Source organism: Candidatus Zixiibacteriota bacterium (genome assembly GCA_036397555.1).
Taxonomy (GTDB): domain Bacteria; phylum Zixibacteria; class MSB-5A5; order WJJR01; family WJJR01; genus DATKYL01.
Window position 1 is genome coordinate 102,769 of sequence record DASWIS010000001.1, and the last position, 17,431, is coordinate 120,199.

15 protein-coding genes are annotated in these 17,431 nt (G+C 60.7%); all 15 read right to left on the minus strand.

What is annotated here, in order from left to right; translation table 11 throughout:
* Positions 1-41 precede the first annotated feature (41 nt).
* The 15 genes from VGB22_00465 to VGB22_00535 all read right to left on the minus strand — a co-directional run bounded on the left by VGB22_00465 (position 42) and on the right by VGB22_00535 (position 17,419).
* Positions 42-3,032: a hypothetical protein gene (locus VGB22_00465; protein HEX9749750.1), complete on the minus strand. Its 2,991-nt coding sequence runs from the start codon at positions 3,030-3,032 to the stop codon at positions 42-44.
* A 31-nt stretch (positions 3,033-3,063) separates the two neighbouring features.
* Entirely contained in the window at positions 3,064-5,961 is a 2,898-nt protein-coding gene (locus tag VGB22_00470) for a TonB-dependent receptor (protein ID HEX9749751.1), read from the minus strand.
* A 260-nt stretch (positions 5,962-6,221) separates the two neighbouring features.
* Positions 6,222-7,070 carry a 16S rRNA (adenine(1518)-N(6)/adenine(1519)-N(6))-dimethyltransferase RsmA gene (gene rsmA / locus VGB22_00475; GenBank protein HEX9749752.1) on the minus strand — a complete coding sequence of 283 codons (849 nt, stop codon included), beginning with the start codon at positions 7,068-7,070 and terminating at the stop codon, positions 6,222-6,224.
* Between the two features lie 17 nt (positions 7,071-7,087).
* Entirely contained in the window at positions 7,088-7,855 is a 768-nt protein-coding gene (locus VGB22_00480; protein ID HEX9749753.1) for a TatD family hydrolase, read from the minus strand.
* Positions 7,855-9,795, minus strand: a complete 1,941-nt coding sequence (metG, locus tag VGB22_00485; protein ID HEX9749754.1) for a methionine--tRNA ligase — start codon at positions 9,793-9,795, stop codon at positions 7,855-7,857. The genes VGB22_00480 and metG overlap by 1 nt, the downstream gene beginning before the upstream one ends.
* A gap of 29 nt (positions 9,796-9,824) precedes the next feature.
* Positions 9,825-10,655, minus strand: coding sequence for a regulatory iron-sulfur-containing complex subunit RicT (gene ricT / locus VGB22_00490; protein HEX9749755.1), 831 nt, complete (start codon positions 10,653-10,655; stop codon positions 9,825-9,827).
* Positions 10,656-10,817: 162 nt separating this feature from the next.
* Entirely contained in the window at positions 10,818-11,876 is a 1,059-nt protein-coding gene (locus VGB22_00495) for a hypothetical protein (protein ID HEX9749756.1), read from the minus strand.
* Between the two features lie 71 nt (positions 11,877-11,947).
* Entirely contained in the window at positions 11,948-13,195 is a 1,248-nt protein-coding gene (gene rho, locus VGB22_00500; protein ID HEX9749757.1) for a transcription termination factor Rho, read from the minus strand.
* A 116-nt stretch (positions 13,196-13,311) separates the two neighbouring features.
* Positions 13,312-13,623 (minus strand): ribosome silencing factor, encoded by a 312-nt coding sequence (rsfS, locus tag VGB22_00505; protein ID HEX9749758.1) that lies wholly within the window; start codon positions 13,621-13,623, stop codon positions 13,312-13,314.
* A gap of 73 nt (positions 13,624-13,696) precedes the next feature.
* Positions 13,697-14,134: a LytR C-terminal domain-containing protein gene (locus tag VGB22_00510; protein HEX9749759.1), complete on the minus strand. Its 438-nt coding sequence runs from the start codon at positions 14,132-14,134 to the stop codon at positions 13,697-13,699.
* Positions 14,135-14,268: 134 nt separating this feature from the next.
* A complete protein-coding gene (locus VGB22_00515; protein HEX9749760.1) occupies positions 14,269-14,796 on the minus strand; it encodes a hypothetical protein in 528 nt (175 codons plus the stop codon).
* Between the two features lie 239 nt (positions 14,797-15,035).
* Positions 15,036-15,767: an NTP transferase domain-containing protein gene (locus VGB22_00520; protein ID HEX9749761.1), complete on the minus strand. Its 732-nt coding sequence runs from the start codon at positions 15,765-15,767 to the stop codon at positions 15,036-15,038.
* Positions 15,768-15,794: 27 nt separating this feature from the next.
* A complete protein-coding gene (gene panD / locus VGB22_00525) occupies positions 15,795-16,136 on the minus strand; it encodes an aspartate 1-decarboxylase (protein HEX9749762.1) in 342 nt (113 codons plus the stop codon).
* 12 nt (positions 16,137-16,148) lie between these two features.
* A complete protein-coding gene (gene panC, locus VGB22_00530; GenBank protein ID HEX9749763.1) occupies positions 16,149-17,009 on the minus strand; it encodes a pantoate--beta-alanine ligase in 861 nt (286 codons plus the stop codon).
* On the minus strand, positions 17,006-17,419 hold the full coding sequence (locus tag VGB22_00535; GenBank protein HEX9749764.1) for a VOC family protein: 414 nt from the start codon (positions 17,417-17,419) through the stop codon (positions 17,006-17,008). Before VGB22_00535 ends, panC begins: the two co-directional genes overlap by 4 nt.
* Positions 17,420-17,431: the final 12 nt, after the last annotated feature.

Below are 17,431 nucleotides of genomic sequence, written 5' to 3' on the forward strand. Positions count from 1 at the left end.
GGTATCCGTCCTTTGCGCAACCGCCTGCGAGCGGCCGGGCGTCAGTATTGCTGCAATCGTTCCTCTCCGGTAAACAACGCCACCCGCCCGACTCTCTCACCGACGCCGGGTACGGTGATGCGATAGACATACAGCCCGCTGGCCGGCGGCAGCCCATGCAGAGTCCGCACATCCCAAAGAACCCAACTGGCGGCGAGATCGTTTTTCTCCACGCTGGCAATGCGTTCGCCGACGAGATTGTAAATCTCAACGGTCGCCGCACTCGCGGGCAGATTCACGAACTTGATGCCGCTGATCGGTTCTCCGGTCGCCGTATTCAACCCATGGACATAGGGATTCGGAACGGGATGAACTTGCGCGAGGGACGCATTGTTGGTCGCGCCCTCGTCACCCGCCGCCGTGATCGAAAACTCGAATTGATCGTCGGGAGCATTGAAGCGAAAAACAGAAATCGTCAACAACTGCCCATCGGCGAGCTCTTCATTGGAGTGGCCTTCGTTGACCGCGGGCCACCAGGCATACAGCACGTCGAAATCGAATCCATCGGCGAGGATATTGCGCGCGGTATAGTACTCATCGGGCTCGTCGGAATAGTCGCTGTTGAGAATGAACAGGTACTCACGTCCGCCCAACGGATCGCCGTCCGGCGGCAGCCAGGTTTCGTCATTGGATGCCAACGCCGCGTCCTCGACGAAACAGACATTCAACTGCCGCGGCGGATCGATGGTGACATCCCACGCGGTCAACGGTACCGTCGTGTAACCGCCGTATCCATAGTTGGGCGTACCGTTGCGCAGGTACCGATATCCGCGCTGCGTTTGTGTCGGTGAGAAACGCAACTCGACGGTTCGCAACTCGGCCTCATCCAGAATCGACGATCCAAAGAAATAGGCCCCGGCATCGAGCGCACCGCCATAGTAATAGCCGCCCCAGTTGACGCCGCCGACCCACGGTTCCTCCGAGCCGCTCCAGCCGACATCTTTGACGCCGGCGTGCGGATCGGAGACCTGCACCATCAAACCGGCGACAACGGAGTAGCCGGGGGCACCGCTCTTGTCGGTTTGACCCTCGAGATAGCGCGTGTCGGTCGTGAGGTTGTCGAGGTTCCAGGTTGAGTCTTCATTGAACGACACGCGATATTGACCCGTCACCAGCGCATCCGGGTCGACTGTGCGAACGAGAGCAGAACCGTCGCTGACGCCGGAAACATGATCGGCGTTCTCCACCAAATCGAGTGCGACAGAGTTGGGAATCAACTCGATTCCATCCAGACGCGTCTCCAGATCCTCGGTGAGATGTCCGACGAGATTGGATCCCGCCATGAATTCCTCAACGTTTAGTTCGTCATAGGAATAGGCCGTGACGGCGAAGAAGTATGGCTTGTGATTGATCAACGACTTACCGGTCAGGCGGTCCTGCGAGATGGTCAGAAGATTCTCAATGCCCGAGTTGCTGCCCGACTGCACCAGGACGCGCTGGATCGCCCCGACGGTCGGGTCGAAACGGTCGGCATAAATGCGGCCGATGTCGTTGACGACGTCGAAGGTCGCGATGCGCGTCCACGGGCCGGTGATCGAACGGCCCTGGTAGACGTTGTAGCCTTCCATAACAAACCGCTGGCCCAGAATCTCAGACTCCTGAATGTCGCCTTCGGCCTCGTGGTCCCAGATCAACTCGATCGACCCGGACAACGGCTGCGCCCAGACCTTCGGCTGCGGCGGCGGGAAGGGGATCGCAAAGTTCAGATCAAAGACCGCCTGCACTTGTTCGTCGATATCGCGCAGCGCGGTGATCGAGGAGAGATGATCGGCGCCCTGGCCGACGAGCACCGCGACGACCACCTGCTGAGTATCGCCGGGAGTCATCGTGAAAGGCCCCGAGCTCATCATGAAACGTCGGTCGTTGGAATTGACATCGATCCACCCGTTGCCGCTGACCGGATCGCCGGCGAGTTGGAAGAATGTGGTGTCACCGTCGGGATCGACCAACGGCGTGCCGTCGGGTTCCAGGCCCTTCATGTAATTGTAGGTCTCGGTGCTGCTTTGCGGGTCGGTGCCGTTGACGTACTTGTTAAACGAGGACATCGGCAGGTTGCGATGATCGGCGATGGTGCGCCCCAGCCAGTGTGCCTGGTCGCCGGGCGACGGCACGATCGGCCCCTGCAAAAAATCGAATCCCACGGCCGGGACGGCGTCACCATAGACGCCGTCGGGCCCTTCGTTGTAGGCATACCCCAGCGACAACGTCGTATCACACCCCACCAGATCATCGAAGGCGTCGCCGACATCGGGATCGCACCAGATGGACAGATACGTGTCCTCCAGCAGGTTGCTTCCCTTATTGATGATTTCGAACGTCAGATAGATCGTCTGGCCGATGGCGCCGCTGCGAGCGTACGCAAACGTATGCTGCCGCACCTCGATGCCCAATGGCTGGGTCGAACCGGCGCCATTGTTGTGCTTCGCCTGGTTAGCGTCGTTATAGACCGCCCAGAGCGACTGGTCGCCGAGCACGAGCGGGATGCGGTTGCCGTCGGCATCGAGCGAATCGGAGCCGTCGGCGCCCGTCAGCGACGGCGCCCCGTCATCGAACGGCCACGCGGCGTAATCGGGATTCGTCTCCGCGTCATCGCCGCGATTGATGGTGTAGACATGAAACCGTCCGACATCGGGCGCATACGTGCCGTCGTCCATAATGCCCGGGCCGAATTCCGAAGAAAACTCGGAGATGGCCACGCGCGGCGCACCATTGACCATTGCCCCGACCCACAAGCCGCTGGCGAAGATCACGGTCCGATTGGTGCCGCGCGGGAAGTACAGACCGTCGGTCTTTCCGAAGTGTTGGCTCGGATCGTAGGCGAACGATCCGACGTTGGAGACGACCATTTGCAGATTGTTGACACCGATAAACGCCGTGTTGTCGACGGCGGCTGCTCCCACCGAGCGCGAACGCCCGTGTTCGGAGGCGGCATGTGCCGAGGTGGCGCAACCGAACGCCGTCGCAATCAGGATCGCTTGACCGATTCGATTCATCCTATGCTCTCCCGCACTCCGAGCGTCCCGCTCAGAAGTATATCCGCATGCCGGCGCGAATCTGGCGCGGCACGCCGTAGTTGGTCGGATCGTTTTCGCGCAGCCGATACTTCTCTTCGCCCGTTAAGCCCGAGGAGTCGTGCGCATCGTCGTAGGCGTCGATGAAGTCCTGTCCGTCCTCGGTCTGCAGCCAGCCGGTGGAATTCGGCAGTCCGGTCGATGCGAAGACATCCCGGACATTATCGCGATCAAACAGATTGATGACGACGAGCTCCAGCTCGGTGTTCAGGCCGCCGAATCGCAGCCCGCGCGTCGCCTTCAGATCGACCTGCATCGTCCATTCGGCATAGCGCGAATTGATGCCGCCGATCGGATCGATCCGCGTTGCCGCTTCGGTGACTTCATTGGAGACCGCCTGCGGCGTGTAGGGAAACCCGCTCCCCGTTTGCATCGTCACATTCAGACCGGCGTTCTCCAGAAAGTGCCATCCCCCCAATGACGGCCCCTCACCGGGGCGACTGCGCAGATCGAAGATTCCGACGAATTTGTGGCGCTGATCATAATCCAGGGGCGACGCCACCGTCGGCGGCTGCGCCTGTGTCCAGGCGATGTTCGACTGCGAGTTGGGGTCCGAGCCGGTTCCGGTCGCGTGCGCCATCGTGTAGCTGAAGTGCAGCGCGATGTTGCTGGCGCGCCGCATGTCGAACGTGAGCTCCAACCCCTTGATGGTGCCGAAGTCGGTGTTGCGGTAGGACGCGAAGCTGAACGGCTGCGCCGGCTGATTGACGACCTGCGTCAAATCGCCGACGTCCTTGTAGTAGGCCGTAACGTCCAATGACGTGTTGTCGCCCAGTTGGCGCGTCCAGCCCACTTCATAGGCAATCGTGCGCTCCGGCCGCAGGTTCGGATTGCCGAATGGGAAGTAGTACTTTCCATTCTGCACCTGGTATTCGAGGAATTCATACGACACATACAGATTCATCAGATCAGGACGCTGCATGAATCGACCGTAGGAGGCGTGAAACACCGAAACGTCGCTGATCGGAAACGCGACGCCCAGACGCGGCGAGAGCGCCACTTCCGGACGGCTCGCTTCCAGATCCTCGGGGTCGAGCTGTCCGGCCAGCTCACGCTGTTCGTCGGTCGGGTTCTCCTGATCAAGATAGTGATCGGGATCCAGCGGATTTTCCGGATCACGCAGGCGGTCCGTGTTGACATCGAGGTAGTCCAGACGCACTCCCGCATTGAGCACGAGGCCGTCCAGCTCGAACTTATCCTGCACGAACGCGGCAAATGTTTCGGGATGCTTGGCGCCCTGCAATCCTTCGTCTTCCTCCTGCTCACCGGTGATGCTGTACCCGTAACGGTCGACGTCCTGGAAGCCGCCGCCGTCGACACCGCGCCAGACGAGCGACGGGATGACATGCTCGTAGCGGCGCAATGTGTGCCGCTGATAGTCCAGACCGGCGCGCACTTCGTGGCGCGGATGCAACTGGCTGACTAAGTCGGCGTCAAAACCGGCATACGATGAGCGTCGATGCAGATAGTTGTTCCAAATCGCCGCTTCATCGCCGCGCAACGTGTACGTGCGCCCGTCGATGACCGTGTCTTCGATCTCGGTGGGACCGTTGATGTCGTCCCATGTGCGGAAAAGCTGAGTTTGGTCGAGGGTGGACAGGACCCCCGGGCGGCCGTAGGTCCAGATGTCCTCAAAATGCACGCCGTCGCCGCGCTCGCGCTCGGTCACGAAGTAGCTGCCCGACACCGTGTAGAACGTGCGAGGGTTGATGACGTGCTCGAGCGTAACATTGGCCGACTGATTGAAGTCTTCCAGGCGGGGCGCATGCTCCATGTTAAACTGCCAGGGGCTGAGCCAGAGCTTCCAACTGTCGGTCGATTGCAGCCCGCCCGCCTTCAACTCCAACCCGTTGCCGAGCTGCCAGTTGACCTTGCCGCGCCACGTCCAGCCGCCGGAGTGGTTGTGCGGCAACGGGCCGCCGGCGATGGCCGATGGGTCACGGTCGCCAAACCAACGGCGCTCACCGGAGACGATGAAGCGTACGTCGTCGGTGAGACCGACCAGCGGACCGGAAAGACTGCTGTTGTAGACATTATAGTCGTAGCTGTTGCCGTGAAAATTGTCGGTAATGGTTTCGATGGTGCCGGACAGTTTGTCGCCGCCGTCGCGCGTCGTCACGTTGACCGCACCGGACGCAATCCAGCCGTATTCGGCGTTGAAGCCGCCGGTCACGATCGAGACTTCCTCCAAATCGTTGTTGTTGATCTGCGTCGTCGAGATGCCGGTGAGCGGATCCTGCTGCGAGAAGCCGTCGACAAAGTAGGCGACCTCCGACGTGCGGCCGCCGCGCACGTTCAGCAGATTCCCGTTACGCACGACCACGCCCGGCTGCAGGGCGACCAACTCGCGATACCCCCGAGTCGGCATCGTGCGAATCTGATCGCTCTCCACGATGCGCAGCGACGCGGTGCGGTCCTTGAGAACCAACGGCCGTTCGGCGACGACCACGATCGTCCCCATTTCGATCGGTTTGGAGGACAACTGGATGTCCTGCTCGGTGTCCAAATCGACTGAGACTTTCAGATTGCGCACTTCAATCTCCTGAAAGAGCAGGAGTTCCGTCTGATCGGCCGCGGGTTGTGCGCTCAACAGCGAGGCGACCAGCGTGTAACGCCCGACGGGCATGTTGAGGATCGTGTAGCGCCCTTTGGCGTCGGTGTACGTTTCGATGTCGGTGTTCAGAACGCGGACGAGCGCCCCGGCGATCGGCTGGCCGGTTTCAGTGTCGATCACGCGACCGGAGAGTTTGCCCGTGGTCCCGCCCAACGCGGGGAGCGTCACGGCGAGCACGCACAGCGACACCGCAAGGGCGGGCCACCATGCACATAGAGCATGAAACCGAAGCCGCATCTGGTCTCTCCTTTGCCCCAATGCGCCGTCTGCCATCATCGCAACGGCGTCTGAAGTCGTCGATGATGCGCGCAGCGTGTCACGATGCTGCGCCGTCGATTCCCAGTATGCTCCAATGGGAGGATTCGCCCGGCGTGTGGCACCCTGCCGGAGAATCCCCGACATCTTCTATTGTCGGAGCTTGAGGTGTTTTCTAAAGAGGAAGCAGCCAACCGATTCGCGATGTGCAAGAGTTTGCACATCGCCGCGGTGGCCGGGTCTTACGCGACATCCTGATGTGCGCGAAGGACGTGTGCGAGCCTTGCAAAGTCGGCCGTCTCAAGCTCCTGAGCTCGTTTGGCCAGCAGATCGGGGCAATCTTTACGCAACCGGTTCAGGGTCTCGGCGGGAATGCGCGAGTCATGCGCGAAATTATTCGCGAGGATTTTTCTGGGCTGGGCAAAGGCGATCTGAACGATGAAGTCGATTCCCTCCAGGCCCGCCAATTCCGGCGTCTCGGGCTTAAAGTCGATACTCATCACGGTGGATGTCACGCGCGGCGGCGGATAAAATGCGCGCGGCGGGATATCGAACAAGCGCACACCGCTCGCGTGCGCCTGGAACCAAACCGAGACCGAACCGCGCCCCGGATCGCCGGGCTGCGCCAAGAGGCGGCGCACAACTTCACGTTGTAGCGTGACCACCGCGCCGCGCCAGCAGCCACTGCGTGCGACCGCCCATTGCAGGATGCGATGGCCGATCCCGAACGGCAGGTTGCCGTAGAGCCACGACTCTGCCGGCGGCTCGGCTTCCGGGGGCAAACTGAGTACGTCGGCGTGAAAGATCGTCACTGTGGATGTGCGCTTGAATTTCTTGTGCAGCATGCCGACCATGCGACGGTCTTTTTCGACTATGCGGCACTCCGCGCCCATGGCGACAAGCCGCTCGGTAAGGAACCCCTTTCCCGCACCGATCTCATAAATTCGCTCTCCCGGTTTGACCGGCAAAGCCGATGCCATCCGGTCGGCGATGGCGCCATCGATCAGAAAATTCTGTGACAGCGAACGCCGCGCCCGCAGCTTGGGTTTACCGCCGGATGCGCGCCTAAGTTTGTCGGGATATTTCGGCATCGGGATGGTGTGACCGCTTAGTCGCCCAATCGAAAGAGCCGGCGCACATTCGCATCGGTCTGTGCTTCGACGTCGGTGACGTCAATCCCACGCAGCGTTGCGATATGGGCGGCCACGAGGGGAATGTACGACGGTTCGTTTCGCCTGGCCCGATGCGGATGCGGTGCCAGGAACGGGCAGTCGGTCTCCAGCAGCATGCGGTCGAGGCGAACCGTGCGCGCGACTTCGGACATCGTTGCGTTCTTAAATGTCACGATGCCGTTGACGGAAACATGGAAGCCCAGGTCGATCACCTGCCGTGCCGTTTGGGGCGATTCGCTGAAACAGTGGAAAACACCCCCCAGCGACGGCGTCCCCGACTTTAAGACAAGCGCGAATATGTCGTCGAAGGCGTCGCGGTTGTGAATGACAATCGGCAATTGGCAGTCGCGCGCGACGGCCATCTGCTCGATGAACGCGCGCCGTTGTTGGTCGGGCGGCGAGAGATTGCGATAGTAGTCCAACCCAATCTCCCCGATGGCGACGACTTTGGGGTGCTGCGCCAACTCCATCAGGCGTTTTGTCGACGCGCTGCCCTCCCAAATCCCGGCGTCGTGCGGGTGAATGCCGACCGTGGCGTAGGTGCGCTCGTAGCGCTCCGCGAGTTCGAGCACCCGTTCGCAGGATTCGAAATCTGTGGCGATGTTGATGATCGTGTGCACACCCGCTTGATGGGCGCGCTCGACCACGGCGTCGCGGTCGGAATCGAACGCATCGAAGTTCAGATGCGCGTGAGAGTCGATCATCAGCCGATGCCGGAGCCGGAAGGAAGCGGGCCGTCAGTGGTCAGCAGGCGCAGCGTGCCGTCGTGAGATGCTGCCAGCAGCATGCCGTTGGATTCGACCCCACGAATCTTTGCAGGTTTGAGATTGGCCACGATCACGATCGACTTGCCGACCAACTCCTCGGGTTTGTAGTGCTGCGCGATTCCGGCGACGATCTGCCTACGCTCAACGCCGACCGCCAATTGAAGCACGAGCAGTTTGTCGGCTTCGGGATGTTTCGCCGCCGCGATGACCTCGGCGGTGCGGAGCTGCACACCCTTGAACGTGTCGAATGTAATGTGCAGGTCGGTCTGTGTCATTGCCGGGGCATCGGCAGCCGGCGGAGTCGGTGTCGTTTTGTCCATGCGCGGAAAGATGGGTTGGTCGTCCTGTAGTTTGAACGGACCGGGACAGCGGTCCCAGCCGTTGAGCGATGCGCGGTTCAGTTCACTCTCCGGTTTCTTAAAACCGAGTGTGCGAAGGATTTGTCGTGACTTGTCGGGAAGTACCGGCGAGAGCAGCAGCGTCGCGACTCGTATTGTCTCGGCGGCGGTGTTAAGCACCGCACCGAGACGCGACATCTGATTCTGCTTCGCCAGCGCCCACGGCCGCGCCTGTTCCATATACCTGTTGCACAGGCGGGCCAGATTCAGTCCGGCAGTGATTCCATCGTTGGGCGACAAGTTGTCGATGGCGGTTTCAAAGGATTGCACCGCCCGTGCAACAGCGTCGCGCAACTCGGCATCGAGTTTGTCCGGAGCGTTCTCGGACGGGCGCTGTCCGTCGTAGTGACGTTGAATCAGCGTGACTGTGCGTGACACGAGATTGCCCAGATCGTTGGCCAAGTCGGCATTGAACTGCCGCACGAACTCTTCCTCTTTGACATCCCCGTCCTGACCGAACGGGAACTGCGTCAGCAACAGGTGACGCGCGCCGTCGGGTCCGAATCGCTCGACCATCGCATGCGGGTCGATGGCGTTCCCCAGCGACTTGCTCATCTTCTGGCCGTTGACCGTGAAATATCCGTGGATGAAGATCGTGTCGGGCGGTTTCTCGCCGATGGACAAGAGCATCGCCGGCCAGTAGACGGCATGAAACTTCAGGATGTCTTTGGCCATCAGATGCACGACATGGCCATTGGTCCACCGACGGTCGAACGACGTGCGATCATCGCCGTACCCGATGGCGGTAATGTAATTCGGCAGCGCGTCGACCCAGACATAGGCGTTTTGCGACGGGTCAAACGGCAGCGGCACCCCCCAGTCGACTTTCTCCCGCGATGCGGAAAAGTCTTCCAGCCCCTGCCGGAAGAGTCCGAGCACTTCGCGTCGGCGTTCATCGGGCAGAACGCGAATCGTACCGTCGCGGATCATTCCTTCGACTTGTGTCAGATACGCGGTCAGCCGGAAAAAGTAATTCTTCTCGCTCAGTTTCTCGGGGGTGGTCAAATGCTCCGGGCACTTGCCGTCGACCAGTTCTTTCTCCGTGATGAACTTCTCGCAGCCGAGACAGTAGAGCCCCTCGTACACGCCCTCGTATAGCACCGGAAGTCCATCCGGTCCCTTGGCGCGGTGCATTCGTTCGAGCATGGACTGCACACCGCGCACATGGCGCTCATCGGTCGTACGGATGAACTGGTCGTACTGGATGCCGAGCCGTTCCCATGTGCGCTTGAATGCCTCACTGTGTCGGTCGCACCACTCTTGCGGCGTCATCTTATTCTTGCGCGCGATTTCGGCGATGCGCGCGCCGTGTTCATCCGTGCCGGTCAAAAAGTACGCATCACGTCCCAGCAGCCGATGCGCGCGAGTCAGATAATCGGCGACGATCGTCGTATAGGCGTGGCCGATATGCGGCTTGTCGTTGACGTAGTAAATCGGCGTCGTGATGTAGATCGGACGCTGTGAGGATGTCCCGGGCATTGTGCGTTGCAGGCAGAGGGTGGATCGGACTACTCAAACCACGATTCGGGCTTGCCCTTGGATTGGCGAATCTCATCGAGCGTAACATGCTCTCGGCGGCCGTCGGGCAGTCGTACGGTCATGCGGTCGCGCAGGACATTGACATCGCTGATCGTCCCGGCGCCGTCCGCCGTCTGCCAGCTTTGTCCCGGATCGGGAAACTGCCGCATCGCTTCCTTATAATAGGTGCTCTCGTACCGCAGGCAGCACAAGAGACGCCCGCAGTTGCCGGAGATCTTGGCCGGATTCAGCGATAACCCCTGATCGCGTGCCAGTTGTGTCGTGATCGGTTCGAATTCCTTGAGAAACATGGTGCAGCACTGTTCGAAGCCGCACGGTCCGATGCCGCCGACCCGCCGCGCTTCGTCGCGCGCGCCGATCTGGCGCAATTCGATGCGTGTCTTGTAAACGCCCGCCAGGTCCTTGACCAATCGGCGGAAGTCGACGCGCTTCTCGGCGGTGAAGTAGAACGTCATTTTGTTTCCGTCGAATTGCCACTCGGCATCGACGACTTTCATGTTCAGCCCGTGCTCGGCCGCCATGCGGATGCACTCGCTGCGTGCGTCCAGTTCTCGGCGACGGTTTTCGGCGTCGCGCGCCAACTCATCGTCGTTGGCGATGCGGAGGATCGGCAGCGGCCGGATGTCGGCGGTTGATTCCTTCGCCGGTTCGAGTTTGAGCAGGATGCGTCCGATGTCCTCTCCGCGCTCGACCTGCACGATGACGAAGTCGCCGTTGCCGATCGGCAGCAGGTAGGGATCGCGGTAATACTCTTTACGGGATCCCTTAAACTCGACCACGTAGACAGACGGTCTGTTCACGGCCGGTTTGGGTTCTGGGGCCGTCGGCTCGTGGCGATCGTTCCCCTCCGATGGCTGATGGGGCATGTCACCCAATGTGCGGTCTCTCCATTCAACAATTCACGCCGTGCGGTTTGAGCGGCACGGCAGCCGGATCGCAATATCGACCAGTGAGCGGGCAAGTCAAGGGCCTTGGCCCGACACGCGGGGCTCACCGGCTCCCAGTCGGCGCCGCAATGCCAGAAACGTCGCGACCACTGTCATGCGCGCGGCGACATTAACATAGAGCGCCGCCCGTCCGCGTTGCAGAATCTGCCAGCACTCCCATGCGGCCTGCGCGTCCGCCAACTGTCCACGGGAGCCGGTCTTGACCGACCCGCCGGCACACTCACGCTTCAACAGCGCCCCCCAGACATCAAACGCCAACAACGCCTGATCCAGTCTCAACTTCACACTTCCGGCCGGGAAGAATGATTCGATCGTCGTGGTCAACTCATGCGTTTTGCTCCGAAACGCCGCCTTCCAAAGACTGACCATGTCGGCGCGCCATTGGGCCAAAGACGGATCGCACAATCGCAACGCCTGTCCCCAACCGCCGCCGCAAATCTCTGCCACCGTTTCTGCCTCCTCAGGATCGAGGCCTCGCGCGGTGATCAACCGTGCGGCGACGGCCGCTGGATCGACCGGCGCAAAACGGACCGATTGGCAGCGCGAGAGCACAGTCGGCAACAAACGTCCCGGATCGGCGCTGGACAGGATAAAGTAGGTGTCGGGCGGCGGCTCTTCGATGCTCTTCAACAGGATCGTCTGCGTGTCATGCGCCATCTGCTCGGCCCCGCCGATCAGAACCACCTTTGCCCGTCCCTCGACGGCAGTCATGTGCAACCGGTCGATCGTTTCACGGACGCGGTCGATCGTCAGATAGGGACGCTTCGCGAACCGCACGACGGCAAACGGGTCGGTACGCTTTGCCTCCCACACCGCCTCAATGTCCTCCCGCTCGTGATCCTTCGTGACGGGGAAGAGAACATGCCAGTCTGGATGTGTTCCCGTCCAGACACGGCTGGTCTCGCGAGGAGTGTCCGGGCTTTCAAGGAGTGCCGATGCCAGCCAAAGCGCCGCCGGCCATTTGCCGACGCCATCCGGGCCGGCGAACAGGTAGCAGCGAGCGATACGTCCGTGCCGCACCGCGTGGCGCAGCAGACGCTCGACTGTCGATTGTTCCCAGAAGACCCCGCTCACACGTGAGAATGAACCACCGGATCAGCCGGAAGGCAAGCCGCCCGGAGCGCGCGGGGATTGTACGGGCGTGGTTATGATTTCATCGATTCGAGAAACTTCTCGTTGTTCTTGGTCTTCCGCATGCGGTCGCTTAAGAATTCCATCCCCTCCACCGGGTTCATGTCGGAGAGGAACTTCCGCAGCACCCAGATTTTGCCCAACGTGTCCTCGGACAGCAGCAATTCCTCTTTGCGGGTCGACGAGCGCGTCAGGTCGATCGCCGGGAAGATGCGCCGGTTCGACAGACGTCGATCCAGCACCAGTTCCATGTTGCCGGTGCCCTTGAATTCCTCGAAGATGACTTCGTCCATGCGCGAGCCGGTCTCGATGAGCGCGGTCGCCACGATGGTGAGCGATCCGCCCTCCTCGATATTGCGCGCCGCGCCGAAGAACCGCTTGGGGCGCTGCAGGGCATTGGCATCGACGCCGCCGGAGAGAATTTTGCCGGAGTGCGGCACCACCGCGTTGTGAGCGCGCGCCAGGCGCGTGATCGAATCCAGCAGAATCACCACATCCTGTTTGTGCTCGACCAAGCGCTTGGCTTTTTCGATCACCATGTCGGCGACCTGCACATGGCGTTCGGCCGATTCATCGAAGGTCGAGGAAATGACCTCGCCTTTGACCGAGCGCTTCATGTCGGTGACTTCCTCGGGGCGTTCGTCGATCAACAGCACCATCAGCTTGACATCGGGGTGATTGGCGGTAATCGAGTTGGCGATCTTCTGCAGTATGATGGTCTTGCCCGCTTTCGGGGGCGACGTAATCAGCCCGCGCTGGCCGCGTCCGACCGGCGTGAGCAAGTCGATGATCCGGGTCGAAAGGTCTTTGGGGTCGACTTCGAGATTGAATTTCGTTTCCGGATACAACGGCGTCAGGTTGTCGAAGAGCGTCTTGTGCTTGGCGACATCGGGGTTTTCGAAGTTGACCGCTTCGATTTTCAGCAGCGCAAAGTAACGCTCGGTTTCCTTGGGGGGCCGGACCTGTCCCGAAACCGTATCGCCGGTGCGCAGATCGAAACGTTTGATCTGCGACGGTGAGACATAGATGTCGTCGGGGCCGGGCAGGTAATTGTAGTCGGGGGATCGCAAAAACCCGTACCCCTCTTCGAGGATCTCCAAGACCCCCTCGGCGAAGATCAGGCCGTCCTTTTCGGTGTTGGCTTCGAGGATTTTGAAGATCAGCTCCTGCTTGCGCAGCCCCGAGACACCGGGAATCTCCAGTTGCTCGGCGATCTCCAGCAGTTCGGAGATGGTCTTAGCTTTGAGTTCAAGAATGTCCATGAGTGTCCACCTTGGTGCGGCACCGATCCTGATCGGCGCCGGTTCGTATGTTGATCATTATCTGTCTGTGATGGATCGGTCTTCGGTTTGCGGGGCAACCGGTCATGCCATCCGGCTCAATCATCCGGCAGTGCCCGCGTCGGCGCATCCCCCCAGAGCTTTTCGAGCGAATAAAACTCCCGGAGCTTCGGAAGGAAGATGTGTACGACCACATCGACGAAGTCCATCAGGATCCAACCGCTTTCTCCATACCCCTCCGTGTGCCACGGGCGGGTGTCGTGTTCTCGGAGCTTTTCGGTGATGTGGTTGGCCACGGCCCTTGCCTGAACCTCGGCGTCAACCGAACAGAGGACGAAGAAGTCCGTGACCGATGAGTGCTTTCGCAGGTCAATGATGCGGATGGCATATGCCTTCTTCTCGCGGGCCAAGCGCCCGGCGAGTCCGGCCAGCCGCGCGGATGTTATGGTGTCGGCCTCCTTGCGATTGTGCGGTTTGCGAAGATCACCGTTCGGTGGTTTGTGCCGTCGGCGGCTGCGGCTCGACTGTCTCGGAGCCCAATACGATGGTTAGATCGACGCCGAGATCGTTGGCGCCGCTGTTGTCCTGAATAGCGCAGTCGCCGAGTTGCAGCGCCCGCACGATGTCGCGCGCCTGGCTCGGGACCAGTTGACGATTGATCGCGAAGCTCTCACGGATCGTCGTGCGGTCGTAATTGCCGATGTCGACGACATCAAAACGCATCCGTCCGACCGATAGCTCGGCCAGCCGATCGCTCACACGGCGGGCCAAACCTGGCCGTCCACAGCCGTTGAGCACCTGCACCCGTACGACGACCGGCGGCTCCTGGGTCTCCGATCCGGAATACCCCAGGCGCGTCGAGAACGAAAAGACAAAGACACTGACTAAGACCGTGGCGACGATGATGCCCAGTTCCAGCAAGCGCGACCGCAGGCGCGATGGGGCGCCGGCCTTCGGATGTGCACGTCGTGTACGTAAAGATGCTGACATAGTCTCTAATGCCTGACGATGAGGTTGTGTCGTGTGCTAAACGGGCCGGGTGAGGCGGATCGCGGCTACCGATACCAAGGCGAGTACGGATTGAAGATCGATCGAGTCCGGTATCCGTAGCCCGTTCCCAGACCATCCTGCCAAAGTACCGGGACCGTTCGGTAGTCCACCGAGAGGTGGAACGCATCCGACGGTCGGTAGTCCAGACTAACGCTCGGCAGGAACTTGTCTGAACCCATCAATTCTCTCCCCCCTGAATTCCTCAAAAATCCGAGTGGCTGGTGCAAATACCCCAGGCCGACACGGAGCATTAACGGATCGGCAATCTGATAGGAGACCGTGTTGGTATAAAGCCCCAGCGATCCCGAGTAGCCTGATCCGGAAATGTAACTGATGGAGTACGACTGCGACATCTTGAGCCGCGACGGATCCAACAGACTAAAACCGCCGCCCGATGGGGCCGTGGACAACTCCTTGAGGCGCTCCGCCCCCTGAAACGACGTATTCCCATGCGGCATGGACATCTGCCCGTACGCCACCTGCGGCAGGGCCAATGAACACACAGCCAACCCGATCATCAGACTCTTAGTCATGTCGCGCGAATTCCTGCCGAACAACTGCCGATGTCTGAGAATTCGCCGCCCCTCTGGACGGTAATCAGTACGCGATTCCCTTGACCTGTCAAGCCCATTTCCCGCGCCGGTCAGCACTGTCCTCAATAATGTCATCGGCATCGTACCCCGCAGCCAAGACTCTTATACGCTCACGCGGCCGCTTCGATGGCAATTCATATAACAGTATGACCCACAGCTTGTTCCGACGGAGGCGGACTCTATTCCAACGACCTAAGCTCTTCGGGGGTGTTGACGCCGAACACCTCAAGGTAGTTGGCGGTACGATGGGCGACGACTTTCCTGCCCTCCTCTCGCAGCAAGCCGATGGCGTCGGTGAGATAAAACTCCTTTTGCGCATTGTTGGCTTCGACCCGGCTCAGAAGCTGCCAGAGCCCTTCGCAGCGGAAGCACATCAGCCCCGCGTTGATCTCTCGGATGGCACGCGTGGTCTCGTCGGCGTCACGATGTTCGACGATCCGTTCGACGCTGCCGTCTTCGGCGCGCACGACGCGGCCATACCCGGTCGGATCGGGAACCTCGGCGGTCAGAATCGTCGCGGCCGCGTCTTCTTTGAGATGAGCCGCGATCAGCGATGCGACTGTTCGTCCGGTCAACCTTGGGACATCGCCCAGGGCGACCAGAACGTGCCCGCGGAACAATCTGAGCACTCCTTCCGCCTGGCGCACCGCGTGCGCGGTGCCCAACCGCTCCTGCTGCCAGACAAACTCGACCGGATCGGCGAAGAACTCCCGTTCGACCAGCTCGCCGTGATGCCCGATGACCATGATGATCTTCCCGATCCCGGCGCCGCGCAGCGCAGTGACAACCCAGCGCACCAGCGGCTTGCCGTGCCAGTGCAACATGACCTTGGGGGTCTCGACTCCCATACGTTTGCCCAAGCCGGCCGCCAGAACGACAGCAGCGACCGGGGCGTTGGTTTGATCTGGCATTAGCGATTGTACGGGAGAGTTTCGTGGTTATTGGCGCTGACGGTTTTGCGCGTCGACATGGATGATGGTCGGTTCGGGAACCGCTCCTTCGGTATCCAGGAAACCGTACGCAATGATGATGACCTCGTCGCCGACAACCCCAAGTCTTGCTGCCGGGCCGTTGAGACACACTTCGCCCGGTTTGCCGGCGATCACGTACGTTTCGAAGCGCTCGCCATTATTGAGATTCACCACCTGGACCCGTTCGTGGATACGAATCCCGGACACGGCGAGCAGATCGGTGCTGATTGCGATCGATCCTTCGTAGGCCAATTCGGCGCCGGTGACGCAGGCGCGGTGAATCTTGGCGCGGCAGACTTGGATCAACATGGCATGTGCGTATCAGCGAACAACGATGTTGTCGATGTACCGGCGGCCGCAGGCGGCACTCTTCGCGAGGCATTTCGCGGCGATCAGGATCACCACCGGCGGGTTCAGTCTTCGTTGCGAAGCGAGCGTGGACGGGTCGCAGAATCCGATATAATCAATCGTGAAGAATCCGCCCGTTTCCACGATTCGCCTGATCTGACGCGCCAATTCCGACGATGACCGCGCACCCTTTCTGATCCGATCCGCCGCCCAACGCAGAGACCGGCTGATGGCGCCTGCCGCGACCCGTTCGGCCGCGCCAAGATAGACGTTACGTGAAGACAGGGCAAGTCCACCGGGTTCTCGCACCGTCGGTGCGACGATCAAGCCAACCGGGAGATTGAAGTCCTCAATTAATCGGCGGATGATGATCGTCTGCTGATAGTCCTTCTGCCCGAACACGGCCACGTCGGGCCGGATAATCTCGAAGAGCTTCAACACAACGGTGGCGACGCCGTCGAAGTGCCCCGGTCGGGATGTCCCCTCCCAGTAATCCCCAAGCGATCCGACGCGGACCGTGGTCTCGAATCCGTCGGGATACATGGTCCCGACATCGGGGGCGAACACGATCTCGGCTCCCTCTTCGCGACAAAGCGCTATGTCGCGGCGCCATGTGCGCGGGTAACTCTTGTAGTCTTCCTCCGGTGAAAACTGTGTCGGATTGACAAAGATCGATACGACCGTGCGCTTGGCCCGCTTGCGGCAGCGACGGATCAACGAGCTGTGTCCCTGATGCAGGGCACCCATTGTCGGCACCAGTCCGACGCTCTCGCCGCGCGTGTGCCACTGGGCGATCGCGCGTCTCGCCCCCCCGATGCTTCGGACAATCTTCACCGGAAGTTTTCTTCCCACGCCGGACGCGTGATCAACTCGACGGCGTTCCCCGCCGGGTCGCGAAAGTAGATCGAGCGCGCCGACCATTTCGGCCACACGTGCTCTTTCTCGATGATCACGCCGTGCGAGGTCAAATGCCGGAGCCACGGATCGTATTGGTCCGGATCGATCTGAATCGCAAAGTGCCCGCTGCCGGTGGTGCCGTGTTGGGGAAGGTTGAGCTGGACAGAGCTTTCACGCGGATCGAAGGCCAAGAGCACTGTGTGGCCCACAGCGAAAAACCGGTGCGCGGCACTGGCCGAAAACCGCCGCAGGCCCAGCACATCGCGATAGAATCGCTCGGCTTTGTCGAGATCCTCGGCATAGATCACCGTCTCGATGAGATGATTGAGCCGTGGAGCATCAGACATTGGAATTGCGGC